The following is a 22081-nucleotide window of genomic DNA, read 5'->3' on the forward strand; positions in this document are numbered from 1 at the left end:
CCGTGGCGGTCTGGCCCTGGTCGGGGCCGACCGCCACGGGCTCGGCGACTACGCCCGGGTCGGGTGAGGGCCGATCCATGCGGCCAGCGCCAGCGGGTTGACCGGCGACCCGTCGGCGACCTGCCGGTACACGGCCCGGACCAGCTCGGGCCGGTCCCGCAACGCGTCGGCGGCCGGGCCGGGGGCGACGGCCGCGGTGGTGAGGCCGAGACCGGCCCAGGCCCCCGGCGAGGCGGGGTCCGAGGCCAGCTCCGCCAGGTACAGGGCGTGCGCCTGCGCCAGGTCACCGGCCGCCTGGGCGAGATCGGCCTGGGTGGCTCCGGAGACCTGCTGGTCGACGCTCTGCGGCTCCTTGCCCAGCCGTTCGAACCCGTCCGGGTCGGTGATCCGCCACAGCTGTAGCACCGCCCTGATGTCGAGCCGGCGGGCGTCGGGGTCCGCCGCCACCGGAGGCTCCGGCTCGTCAACGTCGGGCCGTTGCGTGCCGGCGCGCCAAGCCGCGGCCAACGTGTCGACGAGCGCGGGGGCGGGAAGCCGGTGGTGCAGTCGCCATCGGGCGCGATGGTCGGCCACTGCGGCGTCCGCCGCGGTGAGCAGCTCCGGCGGGACCGGCTCGTCCCACCAAGACCGGGCGGTGGCGAGCAGGCCGGCCACCAGGTGCTGGCCGACCTCGGTCAGCTCCGGCAGGGTCCGCATCATCTCCAGGGTCAGGCAGACCTGCTGCCGCCAGCGGGCGAACTCGAAGTGCGCCACGCCCGCGGCGGCACCGGTCGCCGCGCCCCGGTACGCCCGCCAGAACTCGGTGATCCCGACGAAGGCGTACACGCCCTGGATGAGGCCGCCGAGCGGGCGGGGGTCGTCGCGCCACGGCGCGTACAGCCGGCCGGCCGGTTCGGCTCGCAGCAAAGGCGTCAGGTGCAGCAGGCCGCCCAGCTTGATGTGCTGAAACTCGTGCACGAGGGTTACCGCCAGCTCGGGAGCGTCCTCCGGCTCGGAGACGATCATGCTGCCGAACGCATCGCCGGCCGAGGCGCTCATGGTGCGGAAGCGTTCCGCCGGCCGCTGCGGCACCACCGAGAACAGCCCACGCGCGATCGGTGCGGCCAGCTGCGGGCAGACCCGGACGAGCAGCGCCCACGCCTGGGTCAGCAGCACCCGCCACCGATCGAGGGCAGCGACCGTGTCGAGATCCGGCGGCGTCGGTGTGCGCAGGTTCCGGTACGGGTCGAGGAAGTCCAGGGTCACCGCGAGGGTCTGCCCGCCGGCCTCGGCACGGACGGCCGGCAGGGCGAACCAGCCCTCGGTGCCGGCACCCGCCGCGTCGAACCGCACCCGGGCCCCGGCCACGGTCAGGGTCGCCGCCCCGGCGGCGCCGTACATCTCGGCCACGTCCCACCGCTGCCCGGTCGGCACGCTGGCCCCGCCCAGGGTCGGCAGAGCCACGAAACCGTCGCGGACCGGCACCCGCATCGTGAAGTCCAGACCGGCACGGACCGCCGCCACCGCCGCGAGTGCGTGCAGGTAGCCGAGGTCCACCCACAGCGGGCCCTCCGCGGTGACGGTCGAGCCGCGCAGCCGGCGCAGCACGTAGCCGGCCCAGGTGCCCACTTGCGGGTGCAGGATCAGCCGGTCCACCTCGGCGCCGGCCCGGCCCTGGGCGGCCACCAGCAGGGCCCAGGCATCCGCCACCGGCGGTAGTGGACCCACGGAGTCCGGAACCGCCGCCACCGCGTCGAGCACGGCGCGCAACTGGACCAGACGCCAGCTGTGCTCGGCGGCGAGCAGTTCCCCGATCGTCCCGGCGTCACCACCGCCTGCCGCGAGGGCCCCGAAACAACGGCGGTCGAGCCGGTGCCGGACCGGTCCGTCCGCCAGCTCCGCAACGGTCATCGTTCCTCCCAAGAAGCGGGCGGTATCAGTCGAGTCGCTGCGGATTGTAGCCACTGGTGATGCTCTCGGGATCGTCGACGCGGCGCAACAGACGACTCATGACAGGACCGAGAATCTCCTGGTCAAGGTCGAGAAGCCGGTCGAGCGAGAGACCTGCGAGGTCGACCAGCTCGGAGTCAACGTCGAGAGCGTACGGTTGAGTCACGGGGAACCATTATGTCGTCCGGCGACCCCCGGCACCGGCACAGGGTGCACAAGTTCTGTCACAAATGCGTCTCGCGCGTCAGTGGCGAGCCGGGCTCCGGTCTGCCGTTGTCCACACATGGCATCGCCTTGTTAGCGTGGCGGCGTGGCCGGAACCGCGGTGGTGTTCGTGCATGGATTCCTGTCGTCCACCGAGGTCTGGTCGCAATTCTGCGATCTCGTCTGGCACGACGAGGAACTCGCCGACGTGGAACTCCGGACGTTCGGGTACGCCACCGCGCTCTTCTCGGCCAACCCGCTGCGACAGGTGCCAGCTCTCGACGACGTGGCGGACAGCCTGCGTACGTTTCTCGCGCACGACCTGACGCACTGTTCGCGCCTCGCGCTCGTCTCGCACAGCCAGGGCGGGCTGGTCGTCCAACGGGCCCTCGCCCGGATGCTCGCCGAGGAGCGCGACGAGCTGTCCCGGATCGGTCTGGTCCTCATGTACGCCTGCCCGCATGCCGGGTCGGATCTCGGCCTGACCCCGCGCCGACTGTTCATGCGCAACCATCCGCAGGAGCGGGAACTGCGGCCGCTCAACGCCGCCGTGCTCGACGCCCAGCGCGTGGTGTTGCACCGGATCGTGCACGCCCCGGACTCCCCGACCCGGGTGCTGGTGTACGCGGGCGAGAGCGACCGGGTGGTGACCCCAGCCTCGGCGCGCAGCGTCTTCCCGGATGCCGGGGTGCTCCCCGGCGACCACTTCTCCATCGTCCGGCCGGACTCGCCCGCCCACCGGTCCTTTGTGGTGTTCCGGCAGGCTCTGCTCGCGATGCTCGCGTCCATCCCGGCCGCCGGCCCGGCGCCGACGTCCGTACCCGCCCCGTGCCGGCCGGACGCCCCGCCCACCCCGCAGGAGTACGGCGACCTGGTGGACCTGCTGCTCGCGGTGCCGGGGATGGCCGACCCCACGTTCCGGTCCCAGGTTTACGCGCAACTGCCCGCCGCGGTGCAGGCGCAGCTGCCGCGCCACAGCACGGCCCGGCTAGAGATGGTCGGGGTGGCCACCACGCTGTTCGCGTACCGCCACCTGCGGCCGGGGCGGGCGTTCGGGGCCGCGTTGGCCGCACTGGTCCCCGGGCATCCCGCGCTGGAGGACCTGGCCGGCCGGCTCGCCGCCCTCGACGCGCCGGCCGACCGCTGACGCGAGACGACCCGGCCTCCTCCGACGCAGCGCGACGGCGGCGGCGGTCAGGAGGTGATCTTCTTCGCGCCGCGGATGGCGGTGGCCAGGTTCTCCAGCAGCGGCGCCGCGCCCGTGTACGAGAAGCAGGGCACCGCGTCCCACGGGGTGACCTGACCGGCGCGGACCACCGGCAGTTGGGCCCAGGTGGGCTTCGCGGTGAGGTCCTTGGCCTGCAGGGCGTGGCGCGGTTGCCGAGCAGGACCGACATCAGCCTGCCGGTATTGCGTCAGCAAATCCCGCGGCAAGGCGCAACGGCACGACGCCACCGAAGCGGAAGCGAAGATGCGCGCGCTCGGCCTCGAGCCGCAGGAGCCGTACCAGGGAATCAAGTACCCGTGGCATTGCGTATGTACCGGCTGCGGCCGAACCACCTCACCCACGTACGGATCGATCCTCGCCGGGCAATCCGGATGCCGACGCTGCGCCGACCTGCGGGCGGCCCTCGCCCGCAGGGAAGAACCTCACAAAGCGGCAGTCTCGATGCGTGAGGCGGGCTTCGAACCGTTGGATCCGTACCAGACATCGATGACGCCATGGCGCTGCCGGCACACCGTCTGCGGAAAGGAAAGCCGTCCCACGTTGGCGAAGGTCCGATCCGGTCGCGGATGCCGGTACTGCGCGCGGCACGGCTTCCAGCGCGGAGAACCGGCCCGGGTGTACGTCGTCGTCCACCGCAAGCTGGGTGCGGTGAAGATCGGTGTCGCTGCCGCCGAGCAGCGCAACAACGACCGGATCACGCAGCACCGCCGATACGGATTCGAACTGCATTCGCAGTATCCCGTAACGACCGGGGATGACGCCCTGGCCATCGAGCAAGCGATCATTCAACGCCTGCGCGCGGACGGTCACGAACCGTACCTGACGATCCAGCAACTGCCGAACGGGTGGACGGAAACGTTCAACACCACACTTGTCAGCCCGGAATGCCTCGATGCCCTGATACACGCCGAGCGGGAGAGGGTCCACAGCAGGCCGATCTAGTAATGGGCTCGGTCGGGTATAGCAAGGGGCCCACGTCATAGCAGATTGCTTGTCCTCAAGGACGCGACTGCTGCTCTCCAACGACGCCGACTGGCCTGTTGCGTACGAGGTGAGGCCGGGTACCGCCAGAAGAACCTTGAGTGCGAGGCGCAGTAGCCGTACCCGGCCCACCCCGCCAGATCGGAGCGGTTCACTGTCGGCCTGGACCGGCCGCATTCCGCCGGTGCAAAGTCGATGACCTAGGTCGTGTCGGGCCACAGGTCGGTGTCCTCGGCGACCGCCCGAATGGCACGCTTGAGCAGCGGCACCGCCGCCCGTAAACGCTTGTTGTAACCGGACTGTCCGGGCAGAAACGGAAACGCCCCGGGCAGATGCCCGGGAACGAACCGCAGCCAACGGGCCTCGGAACGCACCCCGAGCAGCGCCTGCGCGACGGCCAGGGTCAGCAACTCCGCGTCGGGGAGCTTCGGTGGCCTACCCGTCCGGCGAGGACGCCCGAGCCAGTCGTCGATCTTCACGTAGAGTGCGGTCAGAAGGGTGTTGACGTCTGCCGTCACAAACGGATCTTCAACACCCTTCGCCCATGCCCACCCCGGGGTCGTTAGGACTTACTCGTCTAGAGCGCGTGCGACCCGTCGCCATGACCTCGATACGATGGCGTTTCTATGGCCAGTGATGACGTACGCGAAGCCCAGACCGTTGGAAGCGCCATGCATGGTGCCATCGCGCTTCTCGGCGCGACGGTCGCGGACCAAGAGGGCGACCAGTTGAGGCAGTGGACAGACGTCTACGGCAACAACCTGCTTGACTTCGGCACCTCGGTTCTTGCCGAACGGATATTCACCGAACAGCCCTACTACCGGCGTGCGCGGCGGCTGGTCGGTGAGGGCGGGCAGGAGGTACTGGTGGAGCTGGTCGTGAACACCGTCGAAGAGACTGCCTCGGCAATCGGTGCAGCGGCAGGCACTCTTGTTACAACCTTGACGAACGCAAACAACAGGGTGTCATTCCATCTGCTTGAGTTGCTTGCTGAGGCGACCGGGAAGCCGAAACGCGAGCTTGTTGCAGAACTCGAAGCGTGGGCATCCGAACGCTACGTGTAACGGCGGGCCGTGGACTCTCGCCGCGACGCCGAAGCGCCAACAGCGCCGCATCGGGGCCGTGCCAACGCCGCGAGGGACGCGGGGCACCGCCGACCTGGCCGAGCTCGACCAAACCGAGTCGGCTTAACCTCGATCATTCACGGGGCTGACGTGGTGGCGCCGCCCGCCTGATTGCATTGCAGTTGATCGATGCTGGGCTCGGGTGGGCGTGGTGTGTGGCCGGCTGTCGCGTCGGCGGGCGTGGTCTCCTGGGTCCTCCGGTCGTGGGTTGGGGGCTGGCCGGAGGTCAGCCGGGGGCTGGGATCGCCGCGATCCGGGTGAACGCGGCGGCGATGTGGGAGGCCCAGGGCCATGTGGACGGGATGCGCAGGCGTCGGCGGCGTTGGCCGTGGACGAGGCGGGCGGCGGTATGCAGCACGCGATAGCGCAAGGTCTTCGGTTCGCAGCGGGCCAGGTCGCCGGTCAGTGCGAGGATCTGAAGCCAGGCGATCAGGTCGGCGGCGATCGCGGCGAGGGTGCACCAGGCCTGATTGATTGGGAACTCGCGCGAGGGCAGCCGGCGAAGGCCGGTGTCCTTGGCGCAGCGGATGCGGTCCTCGACCCGGGCGTGGGCGCGGTGGCGGGCTTCCAGCCACTGCAGGGCTCCGGCGCGGGTGTTGGTGACGAACGCGGTGTAGCGCCAGCCGTCGCGTTCCTCGAACAGCGACAGTTGTGCGCCGGGGTGAGGGCGTTCCCGACGCACGATGACCCGCATCCCGGCCGGCCAGCCGGCCAGGGTGAGCAGTCCGGTCAGTTCCGCGACGTGGGCGCCGTCGCGGACACCGCCGTCGGCGTTGATCGCCGGCGACCAGCCCGAGGTCGGGATCTTGGTGATCGCCCGGCGTTCCGCTGCGGTGATGGACCAGCCGATTGAGTACTCCACCCTGCGGCCCCGCTTCGCGTCCTGGCCGGTGAGCCAGTCCAGGACGCTGTGGCTGGCCCCGGCCGAGTCGGCTCGCACGAGCAGGTGTCGCCGATACACGGCCGGGATCTGCGTGAACGCCTCGTCCAGCACGTGCAGGTGATCGGCGGCGGTGTTCGCTCCCGCGTTGCCCGGCCGGAGTCGGATGGCCAGCATCTCCCGGGTGTTGTCGCAGGTGACGAGGAGGGGATGGAACCCGAAGGTGTGCTTGTAGGTCTTGTCCGCGCCGTCTTTCTCGCTGTGCGCCAGCAGCAGGGTCGCGTCGACGTCCAGGACCACCACACCAGCACCGACCTCACGGCCGGCGGCCCAAGCGGCCGGCACCTGGTCGAACAGTGACCAGACCCGGGCCCGCACCGTCGCCCGCGCCCGCGTTATCCGCCGAATCTGCACGTCGCCGATCTCGTCGAGGGCCCGCCAGCACGTCGCCGGCGAGGCGACCTGCCCGAACACCTCACCCTGATGCCGCACCACGCCGATGTCGGCGATCGCTTCACCGCCGTCGGCGATCATCACCGCCAGATCGGTCAGGACGCGGCCCCGGTCCCGCCCTGGTGTGAACCCGCGGCGCGCCACCGCCTGCGACAACGCCCCGGTCAGGCCGGTCCGGTCGGCCAACGTGCGCAGCAGCACCATCCCGGCATGCGATACCACACCACGACCGCCGACCTCGACGGACAATCCCCTGGACCAATCGGTACTCTGCACCTACGAGGTGCCTTCCGCGCATGGAACTCTGAACGACTCGACACCGGTCAGTTTTCCTTACGTGGTAGGCACTTCGCTGTCTCTACCCAACAGTCTCAGCCCTCAAGATCACGACCGCCGTGAAAGGCCGAGGCTAGCACTCCAACGTCATTTGGCTTCGGCGTTGGTGGGACAGGAAACCCATGTGGCAACGCCAGCGTTCGTCGACGCGTCGCGGAGTCGGCCATACGTATGGCCCAACGAGGTCAGATCGGGCGGCAGGCCTCGGACGACGGATCACTCCGACTTCGGGCCTCTCGCCGAACTGTGTAGCAGCGGCAGACCACGGCGACTGAACCAGCTCAGTAGGGGCGACACATCCACGCACGCACACCGCACCGGATGCCTATCGATCATGCCCGATCGAGCAGCGGACCGACCCTTCCGAGGAGGTCGTCAGTCGAGGCGCGCTATCAGCGGCATAAAAGGGAATCGGGGGTTTCTGCACTATCGGCAGGCGGGCCGTTCACACTTCAAGCGCCGGTGGCGACTCTTGCGCCTTCGATGGCTCGACAGCGAGAAACTGCGCAAAGTGCTGAAGCTCAATATTTATAGAAACAATCTGATCGTCGTCGATGTCCACGAGTCCAGTACGTTCCAAAATATTCATTACCGACCTGAAGGAATCATCGTCCTTGGTCATAGCCCTGACTGCTAGCAGTGGAATTCTCTCACCCCTAGTGCCATGCGAAACCAACTCGCGTGCGACAAGAACCGCTTCGCGGGGCATTCGGGAGAGCATTCTGTTAATCATCTGGCGACGTGAAGTGGCATAACGGGTCATACTACGTTGAGTAGAATCTTCCGAAACGTTTGGGCCACAATCCCACAGAAGCGATCCGATTGCTTGCAACTCTGCGGGAATGTTGTTCGCCAAACTTGCAGCTGCGGCAACCAATTCGCCTGGCCAATCAACGCCCCCGGATGCGGCGGTTTCACGAAGTACTGAGCAAGCGTCGGCGTCACTTAGTCGACGTACGTTGATGGGGAGGAACATCCGCGAGGCTGGCGTAAGGGTGTCGAATACCATTGTGTCCCAAGCCGAGCTCAGTCCTGCAGCTATGATCAGAACGGGTCCCTCGCTGTCGATTATTGCGTTTACAAGCGCTGTCGCTGCGTCCTCCGACAGCTCGTGCGCTTCATCAATCAATAGGAGTACCGGTACCTGCAAGTCGTTCCCAAGCCGCTCCAGCCGACGAGTAGCCTCGGCCACTGCCTCCGTCGCCGAACTGTCCACCTTGGTCACATATTCGAACCATGGCGTCTTCGGCCTCACAGGGATTTTTTTCGCCGCAGCGCGCGCACGCGCCACAACCGAGTGTTGTGAGCTTAGCCCCTCTGCGCCCCTCAGCAGCGCATCCGCCAACCCCTTGGCCTGCCCCAGGTCGCCACCAATTGAGAGGCGAGCAACCGGCCAACCAAGATCCCCAGCTCGCGTTGCTGCCCAGGAAAGCAAGCTAGATTTTCCCCAAGGCCCCGGCAAAGTCGTGAGGGGTGTCTGGGTTGAGGTGGTTGGCGTAGACGCGCCCTTGGTGTGGGCAGCAGGGCGGGCATGACGTTCCAGAAGATCATCGAGGTTCTCGAGGCCTGTTGATCTATCTGAAGTGAGCCATGCCCGCGCTGCCATCATCGCTGATCTCATCGTTGTCGACCGCACCGCCCGGGTCATCTGCGGTGGCCTCGGCTGCCGGTCTGCTCACGGCGTTGGGTTCCCTGCCCGATCCACGTGCCCGGCGTGGAGTCCGGCATGCTCTGGTAACCGTGGTCGCGGCCGCGCTCTGCGCGGTCGTCGCTGGTTACCGCTCGTATGCGGCGATCGGTGAGTGGGTCGCTGATCTACCTGCTGATACCGCGGCTGTGCTCGGGATCGACCCTGGCCGGCGGCCGTCAGAGGCCATGATCCGCAGGCTGTTGCAGGCCCTGGACGCCGATCGGCTGGCCGTGGTGATCGGTGCCTGGCTCGGCGCGCAGGTCCCCGCGCCGCCGGCGGGAACACGCCGGGCGATCGCCGTGGATGGCAAGACGTTGCGTGGCTCCCGCAGCAGCGACACGCTCGCCCGGCACGTCTTCGCCGCCGCCGACCAGGCCACGGGTGTGGTGCTGGCCAGTACCGATGTCGAGGGCAAGACGAACGAGATCACCCGGTTCCAGCCGCTGCTCGACCAGCTCGGCGACCTGCGCGACACGGTGGTGACCGCCGACGCGCTGCACTGTCAGCGCGAACACGTCGCCTACCTCGCCGAACGCGGCGCCCACTGGATCCTCACCGTCAAAGGCAACCAGCCCAGCCTGCACGCCCAACTGGCCTGCTTGCCCTGGCGGGCCGTTCCGGACGGCGCCCGTGACAGCGACCGTGGTCACGGCCGCCGGGAGATCCGCACCCTGAAAATCCTGTCCATCTCCACCGGGATCGACTTCCTCAACGCCGCCCAAGCACTGCAGATCCGACGCCGCCGCCGGCGCCTCGACCAGCCGAAACGCTTCACCACCGAAACCGTCTACGCGATCACCGACCTGCTTGTTCACCAGGCCAAACCCGCCCAGCTCGCCACCTGGCTCCGCGGTCACTGGTCCATCGAGAACAAGGTCCACTGGGTTCGCGACGTCACCTACGACGAAGACCGATCCCAGATCCGCACCGGCACCGGACCCCAAGTCATGGCAGCCCTGCGCAACGCCGCCATCGGCGCCCTACGCCTGACCGGCGTCACCAACATCGCCGCCGCCAACCGCCACCACGCCCGCGACAGCAACCGACCACTGGCCCTGCTCGGCATCACCTGAGGACTTTGCCGGGGCCCTGCTTCTCATCCGGGCACGCCACCCAGGACAACATCAGACCAAAGAGGAAATTCGCGGACTACTCCGGGGCCCTGGCCTACGGGTCACCCGTGCCACGCACGGCATGACCGGACCGACCGCCGAACCGATGCCTACCGTCAATGGGACCTATCCCTATCAGACCAGCCACCTCAGGTATGGGCCTACGCTCAAAGGTCCACTCACGCGTTTACAAAGCCTGAAAAAACGGTTTTGGCACCGTACAGGCATACGATCTCACAGGACGGTAGCAGCCCTGGCAATTGCCAGGGCCGCTACCGTCCTGCCACAGTCGAAAGATTCTAGCTACGTCGGCATCGACGCCGGCCTGCTTTGGACATTCACCTTGGAGTCTTTTGGAACAACCGTCGGTCCCTTAGATCGGGGTCGCCGATATAGAAAGCGAGCACAACTGATTGATCCTGTTTCTCGGCCCACATTTCGGCTCCTACAGCGGCCGGCCGGCCGGCCAGTTCCTTCACATAGAGCTTGACTCGGTTCCTTGGTCCGCTTGGATCCTCTCGCGATGCTGCCACCTCCCAGCTCCCCGAGGCGGGAAGTTTATCCCGAACTGGATCGAAGTCCCCCGGCAGGGCGCCGGGGAAGTCCTCAAACTCCTCGTACGGAAGATTGTTCGCTGCAAATTGGCCATTCTGCTCGAACGTCAGGGTGTCACCCGCGTTGTTTTGCCACACCCCAACCAGATCCCCACTGACGAGATCAGCACGATCATCACCGGTGGAGGCGGAGCCGAAAAAGCATCCTCCCAGCATCACTGCGGTCAGGACCATGGCCGCAGCCCGAATCAGCTTCACGTTCCACATCTCATTCTGCCCAGTGGCCCCTTCACGCCTTCGTCACCAGATCGAGGGAACAGAGGGCCAGTTTACGTACTTCAGAGGCTCGAGCAAAGGCTCCCATCTACCGGGCCGGTCAGGTGCGGTGCCACCCGGGAAAGTCTCCCGCCACCGCACCGACTGCTGTAGCCACCGCTCTCCCAGGCCAGCCTCGCGACCATTCCCGGCACTGGGAGCGGCGTCGCCCGCACCGGGATAGTTCTGGACCTTCCCTGGATCAGGTTTCGCCGAGGCCCACGTACTTGCATTGGTGAGGTGAAACTCGATCACTGCGTTCCCGCTGCCGTCATATCCGACCAGGTTCCAATTCATGTCATACGAGCCTATGAAGGCCTGCTCGATGGGCATACCCAAATGCCCGTTCGTCAAAATGGACCAACCGTTGTCCTTCGCCGCCTCCCTTCGCTGGTCCGGCGACTGACCAAGGTAATGGAAGTTTACCGGCCCCGATGTTTGTCCATTGGCGAGAGCAGCGGCAACGTCCTGGCGCGACTGCTCGACGCTGTCCAGCTTGCGGATCCCCTCAGTGAACGCGTCCCCGTCTCGGTAGTACTCAACCGACTTGTTGTCCCCAGGGCAGGAAGCATTGACATTTTTACAAGCCGCCATCTGCGGGAAGCCCGAGACGAACCCGAGGAGCCACTTCACTCCGAGCCCATAAGAGCCGAGCTCGTTACCACCTGACGCATGACAGTATTCCGGGGTCGCACTCGAGCAGGTCGGCGGCGCCACTCCACCGCCCCCACCGCCTCCTGAATCCATCACGTGGCCATCGATCTCAATCATGCTGATCGGGTTGCCGCCACCGAACGCGTAACGGTTGGTCGTCCACGGATTCAGCCCGAGGTGCAGGTCAGCCAGGGCTCCGTTATAGCTGTCCCGGGACAAGAATCGATTCAGGCCGGGATTGTAGTCACGGAATCCCATATCATAGGTACCGGATCCTTGATCCCAGCGCTTCGCGTTGTATCGATAGGCATTGTAGGGTTCCTTGTTCGGATCCGCCGGGTCGGGCTTGTCGATTCCGGTGAACTGCTCTTCGTCGTTACCACCATAGGCCGTGTACCCGTACGTAGCCTTCGAGTCGCCTGTCTCGTCGGTCAACTGTTCGACGTCGGTGTGCGGGTTGTAGCCGTAGTAGGAGTCTTCTTCACTGCCGTCTTCCTGGTGAGCGACCTGGGAGAGACGCTCACCCCACGGGGAGTACCGATAGGACTTGGTGAGCTTGCCGGCAACCTCCTCGTCGAGTACTTCAGAAGTGAGGCCCAAGTAGTTGAAGGTGGTCGGTTTCTCGTTGGCGCCACCGGCGTCAGTTGTCTTGGTCGTCGTCCGGTCCAGCGGATCGTAGGTGTACTTCGTGATGGCCGTTCCGGCAGCCACCTTTCTGCGGTTCTCGATGATGTGATCGAAGCCGTCGTACACGTTGCGCTCAATGACTGCGCCTGCTGCCGTCACGGTGTCTAGTCGACCGAGGGGGTCGTAGTTGTACGACGATTTCGCACCGCCAACAGTGGCAGTCAACAGCCGGTTGCGGTCGTAGTTGTAGGTGGTCCTGGTGCCCTTGATGGTCTGGTCGATGACGTTGTTGTTGGCGTCGTGGAGGTACGTTTCGGTGCCGGGGGTATCACCCGTCTTGGTCACGGACATCAGCCGGTCGCGTGGGTCGTACGTGTGCTCGGTGGTGTTGAAGATGTAGGCGGAATGGTTGTCTGCCCGCATTTTCTTGTTGACGTCTTTGGTGCGGTTGCCGTTGAGGTCGTAGTACATGGAGTGCTCGGAGACGACCACTCCGTTTGGCTTCTTCTCGACTTGGTACTTGAGCAGACCGTCGAGGTAGTAGGTGTGGTCGACGGTGTTGCCGTTGCCCTTGGTCTCCTTCAGCTTCTCGCCGCGGTCGGTGTACATGAAGGTGGTGACCTTCTTGTCGGTGTCGGTGGGCGACTTGCCGTTGGTGACCTTCGAGAGCCTGTCCCGCACGTCGTACTCGTAGGCCGAGTACTGCTTGTCGTGCGTGGTGGTCAGTGGGGCGCTGTTCTCGTTGTAGGTGAACGAGGTGGTGTTTTTGAGCGCCCCGAGCTTGCTTTCGGTGACGGTTTGCACCTGGTTCAGGCCGGTGTAGTCGACGGCGTAGGTGTCGACGCGGGCGTCCGGTGACGAGTCCGTGATGGTCTCGAGGTTGCCGTTCGGGTCGTACCGGTAGGCGTAGTTTTGCTTCTCGTCGTCCGCCTCACCGGTGTTGTCCCGGACCAGCTTGACCGCATCGGCCACGACTGTGCCGGTGGCCTGGTCCGACAGTGATACCTTCTGGCTGTTGCCCTCGTTGAAGCTGTACGAGCCGAGGCTGACCCAAGTGCCGGCGCCGGTGTTCTGGTTGACCGTCTTCGGCGTGTTGCCGCCGCCGTGGTTCACCGTGTACTTGGCGTCGGTGGCCGCCCCGGTGACCGTCGGGTAGCGGGCGAAGACCTCGTACGTGCCGGACTGCGGCACGTTCAACTGCCAGGTGAAGGTGTTCGCGCCGGTCCCTGCGGCCCGGGTGACGTAGTTGGTGCCGTACTTGTTGCCGGCCGTAGTGGCCGCGGTCCAGGTGCCGGTGGCGGTGGTGTTGTTGAAGTCGGAGTTGTCGACTAGGACCACCTGCTTGCCGACCGGCACGCCGTTGTCCGCGCGGGACCTCAGCTTGCCGTCGGGGTAGTAGGTCCAGGTCATGGTCCGGTTGGCCGTCGAGTTCGAGGGGTTCTCTCCGGCCGGCGTCAGCGTCCGCGTGGTCTGGGCGCCGAGCTCGTTGTACTCGTAGGCGGTGACGATGTCCCAGGGGTCGCTGCTGGTCTTCGTCCAGCCGTTGTCGAAGTACGTGTACGTGGTGTTGTTGCGCGTTGACTCGCCCGCCGACGGCGGCGCCGACAGGATCTTGAGCCGGCCCACCTCGTCGTACTCGTAGGTGGTGACGTCCGCCGTGGTGTAGCGGGCGTCGTCCTTGTCGTATGCGGTGCGGGTCTCCTTGACCCGGTTCAGCTTGTCGTAAACCTTCTCCGTGGTGAAGTCGTCTGGGTCGTCCGTGTCCGGGGTGGCCACGCCCCGCGGGCTGATCACCTTGGTCTGGTTGCCGACCTCGTCGTACTGGTACTTGGTGGTGCGGTAGGTGATGGTGCCCGCGTCGTTCTTGTGCGGGACCTTCACCTGGCTCGGCTTGCCCCGAGGGTCGAGGGTGACCTCGGTCGTGTTGCCGAGCTGGTCGGTCGTGGCGGTGACCAGTCCGTCCCGGTCGTAGGTCTGGCTGGTCGACTTGCCGGCGGCGTCCGTGGTCCTGGTGACCCGGTGCGCCTTGTCGTACTCCATCACGTTGGTGTAGTCGAGGGCGTCGGCGGTCGCGTTCTTCCGCGGGTCGACCACCTTCCGGACGTTGCCGACGTTGTCGTACTCGTATGTGGTCTTCTCGCCCTTGGCGTTGGTGACGCTGGTGAGCTGGTAGATCTCGTCGTAGCCGTTGGTGGTGGTGAAGTCCCCGGCCGTGGCGGTCAGGTTGCCCTTCGGCTCGGTCGTGGTCAGCAGGTGGCCGACCTTGTCGAACGTGTAGGAGGTCTTCCGCTCCGGGTCGCCCGCCTCGTCGACCGGGGCCAGCGTGTACTCGAGCTGGTCGGCCTCGTCGTAGAACGCCTTCATCACCGCGCCGGTCGGCGTCGCCGACTCGTAGACGTTGTCGTTCTCGTCGTACTTGGGCGCCGGCGTGGTGATCCACTCGTTGGCGGTCTGGTTCTTGGCCACCTTGTTCTCCAGCGGACGACCGAACGTGTCGTACGTCTGGAGGGTGTCGTGGTTCAGCGCGTCGGTGACCTTGAGCACGTTGCCGCGCTCGTCGTAGACGAAATTCGTGGCCCGGCTATCCGCGTCGGTGATGGTCTGCGGGTAGCCGTTGAGGTCGAACCTACTGTTGACCGTGGTGTTCTTCCCGGCATCCGTCGCCGTCAGCAGTTGGCCCCACGCGTCGTACGTGTAGGACGTCTTGTAGTCGTCCGGGTCTGACGTGGTGCTGCCCATGGGGTCGACGACCCAGGAGAGGTCGCCGTCGGTTTCGTGGCCGAATGTCCATTTGCGCCCCTCCGGGCTCGTTTTCTCCGTGAGATCGGCGACGTACCCGTTGAGCTGATGCTGATAGGCCAACACGGTGCCCGACGTGCCGTTCTTGACCGCTTCGGCGTCCTTGATCAGGGTCGGGTAGCCGGTCTTGGCGTCGTACTGCCAGGTCGAGACCGCGCCGTTGTTCTCCTCGAAACGCTTGACGTTGTGGTCGTCATCCCATTCCACCTTGGTGGTCTCGTTCTTGGCGTTGGTGGTCTGGATGGGCCGGCCGTAGCCGTCCATCAGGTAGACGGTGGCATGGTTCTCCGCGTCGGTGACCGTGGTCTGGATGTTGTTGGTGGTGTCCGGGTCGACGTAGGCGAACTGGGTCAGGTGGTCGTCGGCGATCCGGTCGGTGTAGTACTTGGTCTTCCAGTGCCACTTCGGGTCGTCGCCGGTCTGCGGGTAGTGGTACGCCAGGTCGGTGGCGTTGCCGCGCGGGTCGGTGACCTTGACCAGCTTGACGTTCTTGTTCCCCTGCGTCATGTCGTAGGCGAACTTGAACACCTTGGGCGCGCCGTTGGTGGAGCCGGCACCGTCGATCAACTCACCGAGCAGACCCTTGTCCGTGTACGTGAAGGTCAATCTTCGCCCGGAGATGTCGGTGATCTGCGAGACGTGGTCGATGATCTTCGGGTTGGTGAGGCCGGACGACGCGCGGACCTTGGTCCAGGTGGTGTCGTCGATGTAGTCGTAGGTCTGGCCCTTGGCGTAGTAGTCGAGGGTCAGAGCGATCCGACCGGTCGGGTCGGTGATGTACTTGAGGAACTTGGTCGGCTTGTTGTTGGACTTGCGCTCCTCGTAGGTGAAGAGCATTTCGTTGCCGTTGTTGTCCACGGTGCTGGACAGGAAGCCTTCGCAGTCGTAGAAGAACTGCGTGCGGTCCGGCTTGGTCAGCACCCAGGCCTTGCGCTCCTGCGTGTTGGGCTTGCAGTCGACCGGGCTGTTCTTTTGCAGGTAAAGATGGACGCCCTTGGGGCTCTTCCATTCTGAGGTGGCCGGGTCCCAGGTGAACCAGTGGCTGGTGCCGTCGCCGTCGGTCAGGGTGACCTTCGTCGGGTTCGGGTTGGGGTGGAAATCGAGGGGGGTGCCCAGGCGCATCATCGAAGACGCCTGCAGCGACCAGCCGGCCCCGGCCACCGAGTCGGTGGTGTCCAGCGAGTTGTAGGACATCCGCACGAACGTCGACAGGCCCCGCGACGGGTTGCTGAGCGCGTTGTACGACCAGACGGTGTTACCGGCGAACAGGTTGTTCATCAGGGTGCCGCCGGCGCCGGTGTTCTTACCCGCGTACGAGTAGAACTTCTCCAGACCCAGCTGGTCGGAGGTCGGCTCCTCCACCGCCACGTTCTGCGGCAGCCCCTTGATCGGCGAGGACGCCGACAGCTTGCTGCCGTCCAGCTTCTTGCGCAGATCCCAGTTCAGGACGTACTCGCTGCGCTTGTTCCCATCGGTCGACGACGGTGGGGTCTTCACCTGAGCGGTGACGTCGACCGTGCCGCCGGCCACCACGTTCTTCGGCAGCGGGGTACGTAGCTCGTAGCTCTCGTCGGTGGCGTCGACGAGGTCACCGGTCTCGTTCAGCCGCTTCCAGTCGTAGGATAGCTCCCAGTCCGCGGTGTTCCAGGGCGCCAGCGTGGGGTTCGACACGGTCACCGGGAGGGTGTACGTGGCGTTCGGCGTCAGCGTCTGTGGCGTCGAGGCGGCGTAGTACGTCGACTCGGCGCTCTGCTCGAGGTAGGTGACCTCCAGCGTCGGGCGCAGCAGCGGCTCGGCACCTTCGGAGGACAGCAGCATCGCCCGCGCCGTCAGGTTCGTCTCGTCGCGCTGCCGCAGCAGGAAGCCCTTGTTGTCGGCGGGCGTGGTGAGCCAGCCCTTGACTGCGGGCGTGACGTTCCAGTTCTCCCACTCCGGATCGTTGGTGAACCCGTTGAAGCTCGCCTTCCAGTTGGCGTCGTAGTCACCGCCCCCACCCGTGGTGAGCCACGCGGTGGTGCCGTTGCTGGTGCTCCAGGTCGCCTTGGACTCGTCGAACGCCGTCGTCAGCTTGTAGACGTCGACGTACTCGTCGGTGTCGTCACCCGGGTAGAGGTAGGTGTTGTACATCCGCAGCTGCGCGTCGACCACCTGCGCGCTGCTCGGGATCCCGGCCAGGTCGGGGAACTTGACCAGACCCCGGGTGTCGCCGTAGTAGGACGAGTTGTTGCCCGGGCTGACGTACGGGTCACCGTCGTAGACGTTCACATTCTCGGTCGGACGGGCCTTCGACAGGGTGGTGTCGATGACCCCGTCAGTGCCGGTCGGGGTGGTCGCCGCATTCCGGTAGATCCGGGTGATCTGGCCAGCCTTCGGCAGCATCGCCTGCTGCGTCGGACCCGCGATCACCTCACCGTCCTGGGTCTTCACCGCGACCATGTAGTAGTAGAACTTGCGCGCCATCGGGTCGGTGTTGTCGGCCGCCGTCGGTACCGCGGTGGTGTCCTGGTACGTGCGGGTGGCCGCGGAGACCGGCGAGATCAGCGTCGCGGTCGAGGGCTCGAAGTTCTGGTGGATGCTGCGGTGCACCTGGTACTCGACGATGTCGTCGCCCGTGCTCCCCGACGGATCCTGGTAGGCCGGCCAATCAAGCACCGCGCCGGTGGAGGTGATCGTGGTCGGCGGGTTCACGGTGACACCCGGCCGGCCGTAGGTGACGGTCAGCTTCGGAAGGTTGAAGTCCCGGCGGTCGTTGTTGTAGGCGTACTCGGACGCCTCGTAGGTCGGCCCGCCGCGGCCCTTGGTCGCCTCGTCGAGCGCCTTGACCATGAACCCGTAGTTCGCGGTGCCGTTGACCCACTCCTGCACCACGTTGCGCACCGGGAACGAGTTCCACACGCTGGACTTGGCGTACTTCTTGACCGCGCCGGCCTTGGTGAACCGCACCGCGTCAGCGTTCGCGGACGTGCCCGGCACGCCGTTGAGTACCACCTTGCCGGTGGTGCCCGCCACGAACGGATGGGTACCGAGAGTGAGCCACTTGCCGGCGCTGGACGGCGTGGTCTGGTCGACGGTGTACTTCTTCGACCCGCCGGAGAAGTGCACCGTGTACGGGGCGTTCGTCGGCCGGTCCGAGGCGCCCACGTAGTGGACCTCGACCTGATAGTCGCCCGACTCGGTGATGGTCGGCACCCAGGTGTGGGTGTCCGTCGACAGACTGCTGCCGTGGTACTTGTAGTCGCCGTTGATCGCTTTCGGCGTCAACGTGGTGTTCCCGGAATACGGCCACGACCCGGTCACCGACGTGCCGGCGTCGCCGTCGTCCTTGGTGACGGTGTTGGCCGCCGGTGCACCGGCGAGATTGTCGCTCATGGTGCCCCACGTCGCGGTGTCGTCGGTCCAGTCCGCGGTCACCCGGTGCGCCTGCATCGGCACGTCGTAGGCCCAGTCGGTGTGGGTCTGCGAGTAGTACAGCTGAAGCTGGGCGTCGTCGATCGACGTGTTGTCCGGGATCGTGTCCAGGTTGAACTTCAGCAACGAACGCCAGGCGGCCGTCGCGGTCGTGCCCACGTTCAACTGGTAGGTGCCGTTGTAGTTCGTGGTGGTGGCACCCGAGTAGATCGCCACGTCCTGGGCGTCGGCCGGCACCGGTTGGATCTTGATGGTCGGGTCGATCACCACCGGGTAGACCCGGGCCGGGTCGGCCAGCCACGCGGCGTCCGCGGACACCGTGACCGTCGTCTGCCCGTACATCTGCTGCACGCGCTGGGAGACCCTGTCGCTCCACACCTTGCCGTGCGGCGACGACGCGTCGTCCTTGTCGTCGTACATGAACGGCGCCGGCATTACGAAGACCGGCTCACCGCCGTCCGGACCCACGAACGCGATGGAGCCGTCCTGGCGCTGCTGCGCGGTGAGGCCGGCCGTGTCCAGGGTGAACGTGTACGACACCGGCCCGGTCGGGGCGCGGTGCAGGACGATCTTCTCCTTGAGGGCGGTGGAGGTGACGTCGTAGACGACGTCGGCGCCGCCAGCGAGCCCCGGGTAGGTGACCGTGGAGCCGGAGACCTTCGGCGTCACATCCTTCGCCGCGCCAGCGAGGCCCAGCTCGATGCTGCGACCGTCCCGCTCGAACCGGACCAGCTCATCGGTGCTGTCCCCGAAGAGACTGGTGAAGGCGTTCGTCCGGTTGCCTTGGACGTAGCCCTTCTTCTCCGTGGTCGGGCGGACCTTCGTGTCAATCGGCTGGAACCTACCCTTGGCGTCCCGGTAGTGCAGCGGCACCGCCGAGATCTCCGCCTGGGTACGCCCGTCGGAGAGCTGGTAGACCTTGCTGTTCGTGGTCCGCTTGCCGGTGAGCTCCTTGACCCGCTTCTGCGGCGGCCAGTTCTTCGCTGCGGGCGGCTTCTCGTGCACCGCCAACCCGGCACTCACCACCTCGGGCTTCGCCTTGCGCGGCCCGCCGTCGACCAGGCCACGCGCGGCGTTGCCCAGCCGGGACAGCAGGCCCTCGTCCTCGGCGCTGGCCGCCTGGCCGGCGCGTTGGGGATCCTGGTCCGGTAGGACCTCCATCCCGCCGAGCGTGGCCACCATGGCCAGCACCAGACCCCCGATCAGGGGACCTCTCGCTTTCTTCTTCACCCGTCACCCTCCGGTCTACAGGCAGACACGATGGGTAAGGATCTCGCGGGGGGATACACGATCACCTATATTTACGATATATGGTGGGCGACAGGTGCTATTTCTGTCGCTGTTGCAACCGTCCACGGCCTGCAGAGCCCTCAGTACCAGCGGGTACGACAGCAGGCGGATCGTCACGACGTCGGCGACGGCCGCTACCCTGTGCCCGCAGGAACGCTGGCGTCCGCACGCCCGCCTCAGGCGTGTGCTGCTCGCCGACGACCGGCGCGACCAATCGGCGGCGCGAACCTCGGCGCGACACCAGCAGTGGTCATCACAACGGAGCGCCTCAGGGGACGACCTCGCCTGCCTCGATTGCCCCCATCTGCGGTCGGACGAAGGCAAAGATTGCAGCCTGGGCCCACCCGGCTGGGCCCAGTGCACCGGCCAGCTGTGGCCCTAGCGAGGTAGGTGAGGTGTTCGCTCCTAGTGCTGTTGACCTGACGCGAGGGGTGGAAATTGGGCCACTACGAACATGGGCGCGAGAGGTGTCGCAACCCGATCTCACGCCGATCTGGGGAGCAGGGTAATGGGCGGGCCGCTAATCAGTGGGTGCGCCAACGCGGACGGCACGGCGGCCAATTCGGCGGCATAGTCGCCGACCAGTGCGGGTAGTCGGTAGCCGCCTGGCCCGTCCCGGTAGAGCAGGTGCGCCTCGACCAAGTCCTCAAGAGCCTGGCGCACCCGCTGGCTGGAGACGCCGAGGTGCGTGGCGGCCCGGTCCACCATCGCCGGGGCCTCCGGGGACGCGCCGAGCAGTTCGAAGAGCCGACCTGCCACCTCGTCCTCGGAGCGGACCACCGCGACGCCGGTCGCCAGACTGGCCCGCACCGACAGATCCTCGTAGGTCAGCAGGTCCAGCCGGCCCCGGCCATCACCGAGCTGGCCGACGAGCGTGCCCACTGACATCCCCGGCCACCTCGCCAGCCTCGTACCGACGATCCGGAGCGCGAGCACCGACCCGGCGCAGATCCTGACCAACTCGGCGGTGCTGGCCGGATCCGCTGCCAGTCGGGCCGAACCGGCGAGCGCGGCCAGCAGTTCGCGAGCCCGAGTGGCACCAAGCGGCGGGAGGGCGACACGATGCACCCCCTCGAGACTGCCCAGATGCCGTTGCCCGACCACGATCAGGGCTGGACCAGGTCCAGCCGGCAGCAGGGGCCGCACCTGCGCCGCCCGGGTGACCCCGTCCACGACCAGCAGGAGCCGGCGTCCGGCGGCGAGTGAGCGGAACCGTCCGGCCTGCTCGTCGGCGCCTTTCGGCACGTCGGCTGGCGCGACACCCAGAGCGCGCAGCACCCGGGCCAACACCTCGTCCGGCGTCACCGAGGCCCGGTACCCGAGGTCGACGAAGACCTGTCCGTCGGGGAAATCGGTGGCCGCTACGTGGGCGGCGCGCACAGCGAGCGCCGTCTTGCCGCTGCCGGCCGGGCCGGTGACGACCATGACGGCGGGGGTAGCTGTGGTCACCGTCGCCACGACGTCCGCGATCTCTGCGGTACCACCGACGAAGGTGACCAGGTCCGCCGGCAACTCGCGGGGCACCGTCCAGCCGACGACACCGTCGGACCTGGTCTCGACGGCCGGCGTCGGTGCCCTGGCGATCACAGCGGGCGGCGGTGTGTACGAGACTTCGGGTGCCCGGCCGAGTATCGCCCGGTGCATTGCGCTGAGTTCCTCACCGGGCTCGATGCCGAGCTGCTCGCCGATCGTGGTGTGAGCATCCCGATAGGCGGTAAGTGCGGCTGGAACGTCTCCGCAACGGTAGAGGGCGAGTATCAGTTGCCCCCACGCCCGCTCCCGCAGCGGGTGGGCAGCCAGATGTTCGCGTAGCTCGGAGAGCAGGTCGCCGTGTCTCCCGGCCGCTAACCGCGCTTCGGCCAGCTCCTCGAAGACTTGGAGCCGTTCCTCGTCCAGGCTCGCCCAGCGATTGTCCAATGCTGTGCCGCGCGGCAGGCCGTCGCCGGCCACACCGCGCCAGTGTGCCAGTGCTGCGGTCAGCGTCGGAATGACGCCAATCGGATCCTCGGTGGCCGCGCGGCCTCGACCTACTTCTGCCAGCCGTTGGAACTCGATGACGTCCAGCTCGTGCGGCGCCAGTCGCAACTCGTACGCATTGGGGCGGGCGACCAACCGGTCGCCCAGCACCCGGCGAAGCCCGGCTGCATGCGAACGGAGATTCGCCACCGCAGACGGCGGTGGGGCGCCGGCCCAGACCATCTCGGCCAATCGGCTCAACGACACGGACCGGTTCGCCGCCAGCGCGAGCCCGGCCAGCACCGCCCGTCGGTTCCCCGCGCCCGGCGTGACGAGCTGGCCGTCAACACTCAACTCCACGGTGCCCAATAGTCGAATTTCCAGTTGCATCTCGCCGCTCCCCCGCTGACCTTCGGGCGCCCAGGCTAAACGGGGCTTTCGCGGCACAACAAGGCATCCTGACGACCACAAAAAGTGATGATCGTCTATATGGTGAGACGGCGTGTTGACGTAACAGACACGCCCCAGAAAGCGCTCCCGC

At 66.5% G+C, this 22081-nt stretch carries 12 protein-coding genes and 1 pseudogene; 4 read left to right on the forward strand and 9 right to left on the reverse strand.

The window, feature by feature from the left end; translation table 11 throughout:
- Positions 1-48: 48 nt before the first annotated feature.
- Together KBX63_RS04570 and KBX63_RS04575 are read right to left on the reverse strand one after the other, a co-directional pair.
- Positions 49-1890, reverse strand: coding sequence for an HEXXH motif domain-containing protein (locus KBX63_RS04570; protein WP_210908465.1), 1842 nt, complete (start codon positions 1888-1890; stop codon positions 49-51).
- Positions 1891-1915: 25 nt separating this feature from the next.
- Entirely contained in the window at positions 1916-2095 is a 180-nt protein-coding gene (locus KBX63_RS04575) for a hypothetical protein (protein WP_210908468.1), read from the reverse strand.
- A gap of 144 nt (positions 2096-2239) precedes the next feature.
- On the opposite strand from KBX63_RS04575, the gene KBX63_RS36340 reads away from it, so the two are divergent.
- Positions 2240-3280: a hypothetical protein gene (locus KBX63_RS36340; protein ID WP_210908470.1), complete on the forward strand. Its 1041-nt coding sequence runs from the start codon at positions 2240-2242 to the stop codon at positions 3278-3280.
- A gap of 47 nt (positions 3281-3327) precedes the next feature.
- On the opposite strand, the pseudogene KBX63_RS04585 reads toward KBX63_RS36340, so the two are convergent.
- Positions 3328-3501 (reverse strand): annotated as a pseudogene (locus tag KBX63_RS04585) (ABC transporter substrate-binding protein); the annotation flags it as partial.
- A gap of 103 nt (positions 3502-3604) precedes the next feature.
- Here KBX63_RS04585 and KBX63_RS04590 point away from each other — a divergent pair.
- Positions 3605-4303, forward strand: coding sequence for a hypothetical protein (locus tag KBX63_RS04590; protein ID WP_210908478.1), 699 nt, complete (start codon positions 3605-3607; stop codon positions 4301-4303).
- Positions 4304-4542: 239 nt separating this feature from the next.
- Here KBX63_RS04590 and KBX63_RS04595 read toward each other — a convergent pair whose 3' ends face one another.
- Positions 4543-4860: a hypothetical protein gene (locus KBX63_RS04595; protein ID WP_307871611.1), complete on the reverse strand. Its 318-nt coding sequence runs from the start codon at positions 4858-4860 to the stop codon at positions 4543-4545.
- A 108-nt stretch (positions 4861-4968) separates the two neighbouring features.
- Here KBX63_RS04595 and KBX63_RS04600 point away from each other — a divergent pair, with 108 nt between their 5' ends.
- Positions 4969-5406, forward strand: coding sequence for a hypothetical protein (locus KBX63_RS04600; protein ID WP_210908487.1), 438 nt, complete (start codon positions 4969-4971; stop codon positions 5404-5406).
- 286 nt (positions 5407-5692) lie between these two features.
- Here the strand turns inward: KBX63_RS04600 and KBX63_RS04605 are convergent, their stop codons facing one another.
- A complete protein-coding gene (locus KBX63_RS04605; protein WP_210908488.1) occupies positions 5693-7075 on the reverse strand; it encodes an IS1380 family transposase in 1383 nt (460 codons plus the stop codon).
- A gap of 505 nt (positions 7076-7580) precedes the next feature.
- A complete protein-coding gene (locus KBX63_RS04610; protein ID WP_210908489.1) occupies positions 7581-8360 on the reverse strand; it encodes a hypothetical protein in 780 nt (259 codons plus the stop codon).
- Positions 8361-8725: 365 nt separating this feature from the next.
- On the opposite strand from KBX63_RS04610, the gene KBX63_RS04615 reads away from it, so the two are divergent.
- A complete protein-coding gene (locus KBX63_RS04615) occupies positions 8726-9898 on the forward strand; it encodes an ISAs1 family transposase (protein ID WP_256442939.1) in 1173 nt (390 codons plus the stop codon).
- A gap of 377 nt (positions 9899-10275) precedes the next feature.
- Here the strand turns inward: KBX63_RS04615 and KBX63_RS04620 are convergent, their stop codons facing one another.
- The 3 genes from KBX63_RS04620 to KBX63_RS04630 all read right to left on the reverse strand — a co-directional run bounded on the left by KBX63_RS04620 (position 10276) and on the right by KBX63_RS04630 (position 21930).
- Positions 10276-10749 (reverse strand): hypothetical protein, encoded by a 474-nt coding sequence (locus KBX63_RS04620; RefSeq protein WP_210908490.1) that lies wholly within the window; start codon positions 10747-10749, stop codon positions 10276-10278.
- Positions 10750-10791: 42 nt separating this feature from the next.
- Entirely contained in the window at positions 10792-19524 is an 8733-nt protein-coding gene (locus KBX63_RS04625) for a DNRLRE domain-containing protein (RefSeq protein WP_210908491.1), read from the reverse strand.
- A gap of 543 nt (positions 19525-20067) precedes the next feature.
- Positions 20068-21930 (reverse strand): AfsR/SARP family transcriptional regulator, encoded by a 1863-nt coding sequence (locus KBX63_RS04630; protein ID WP_210908492.1) that lies wholly within the window; start codon positions 21928-21930, stop codon positions 20068-20070.
- Positions 21931-22081 lie beyond the last annotated feature (151 nt).

Origin of the sequence: Micromonospora sp. U21 (assembly GCF_018070045.1) — a bacterium.
GTDB lineage: Bacteria > Actinomycetota > Actinomycetes > Mycobacteriales > Micromonosporaceae > Micromonospora.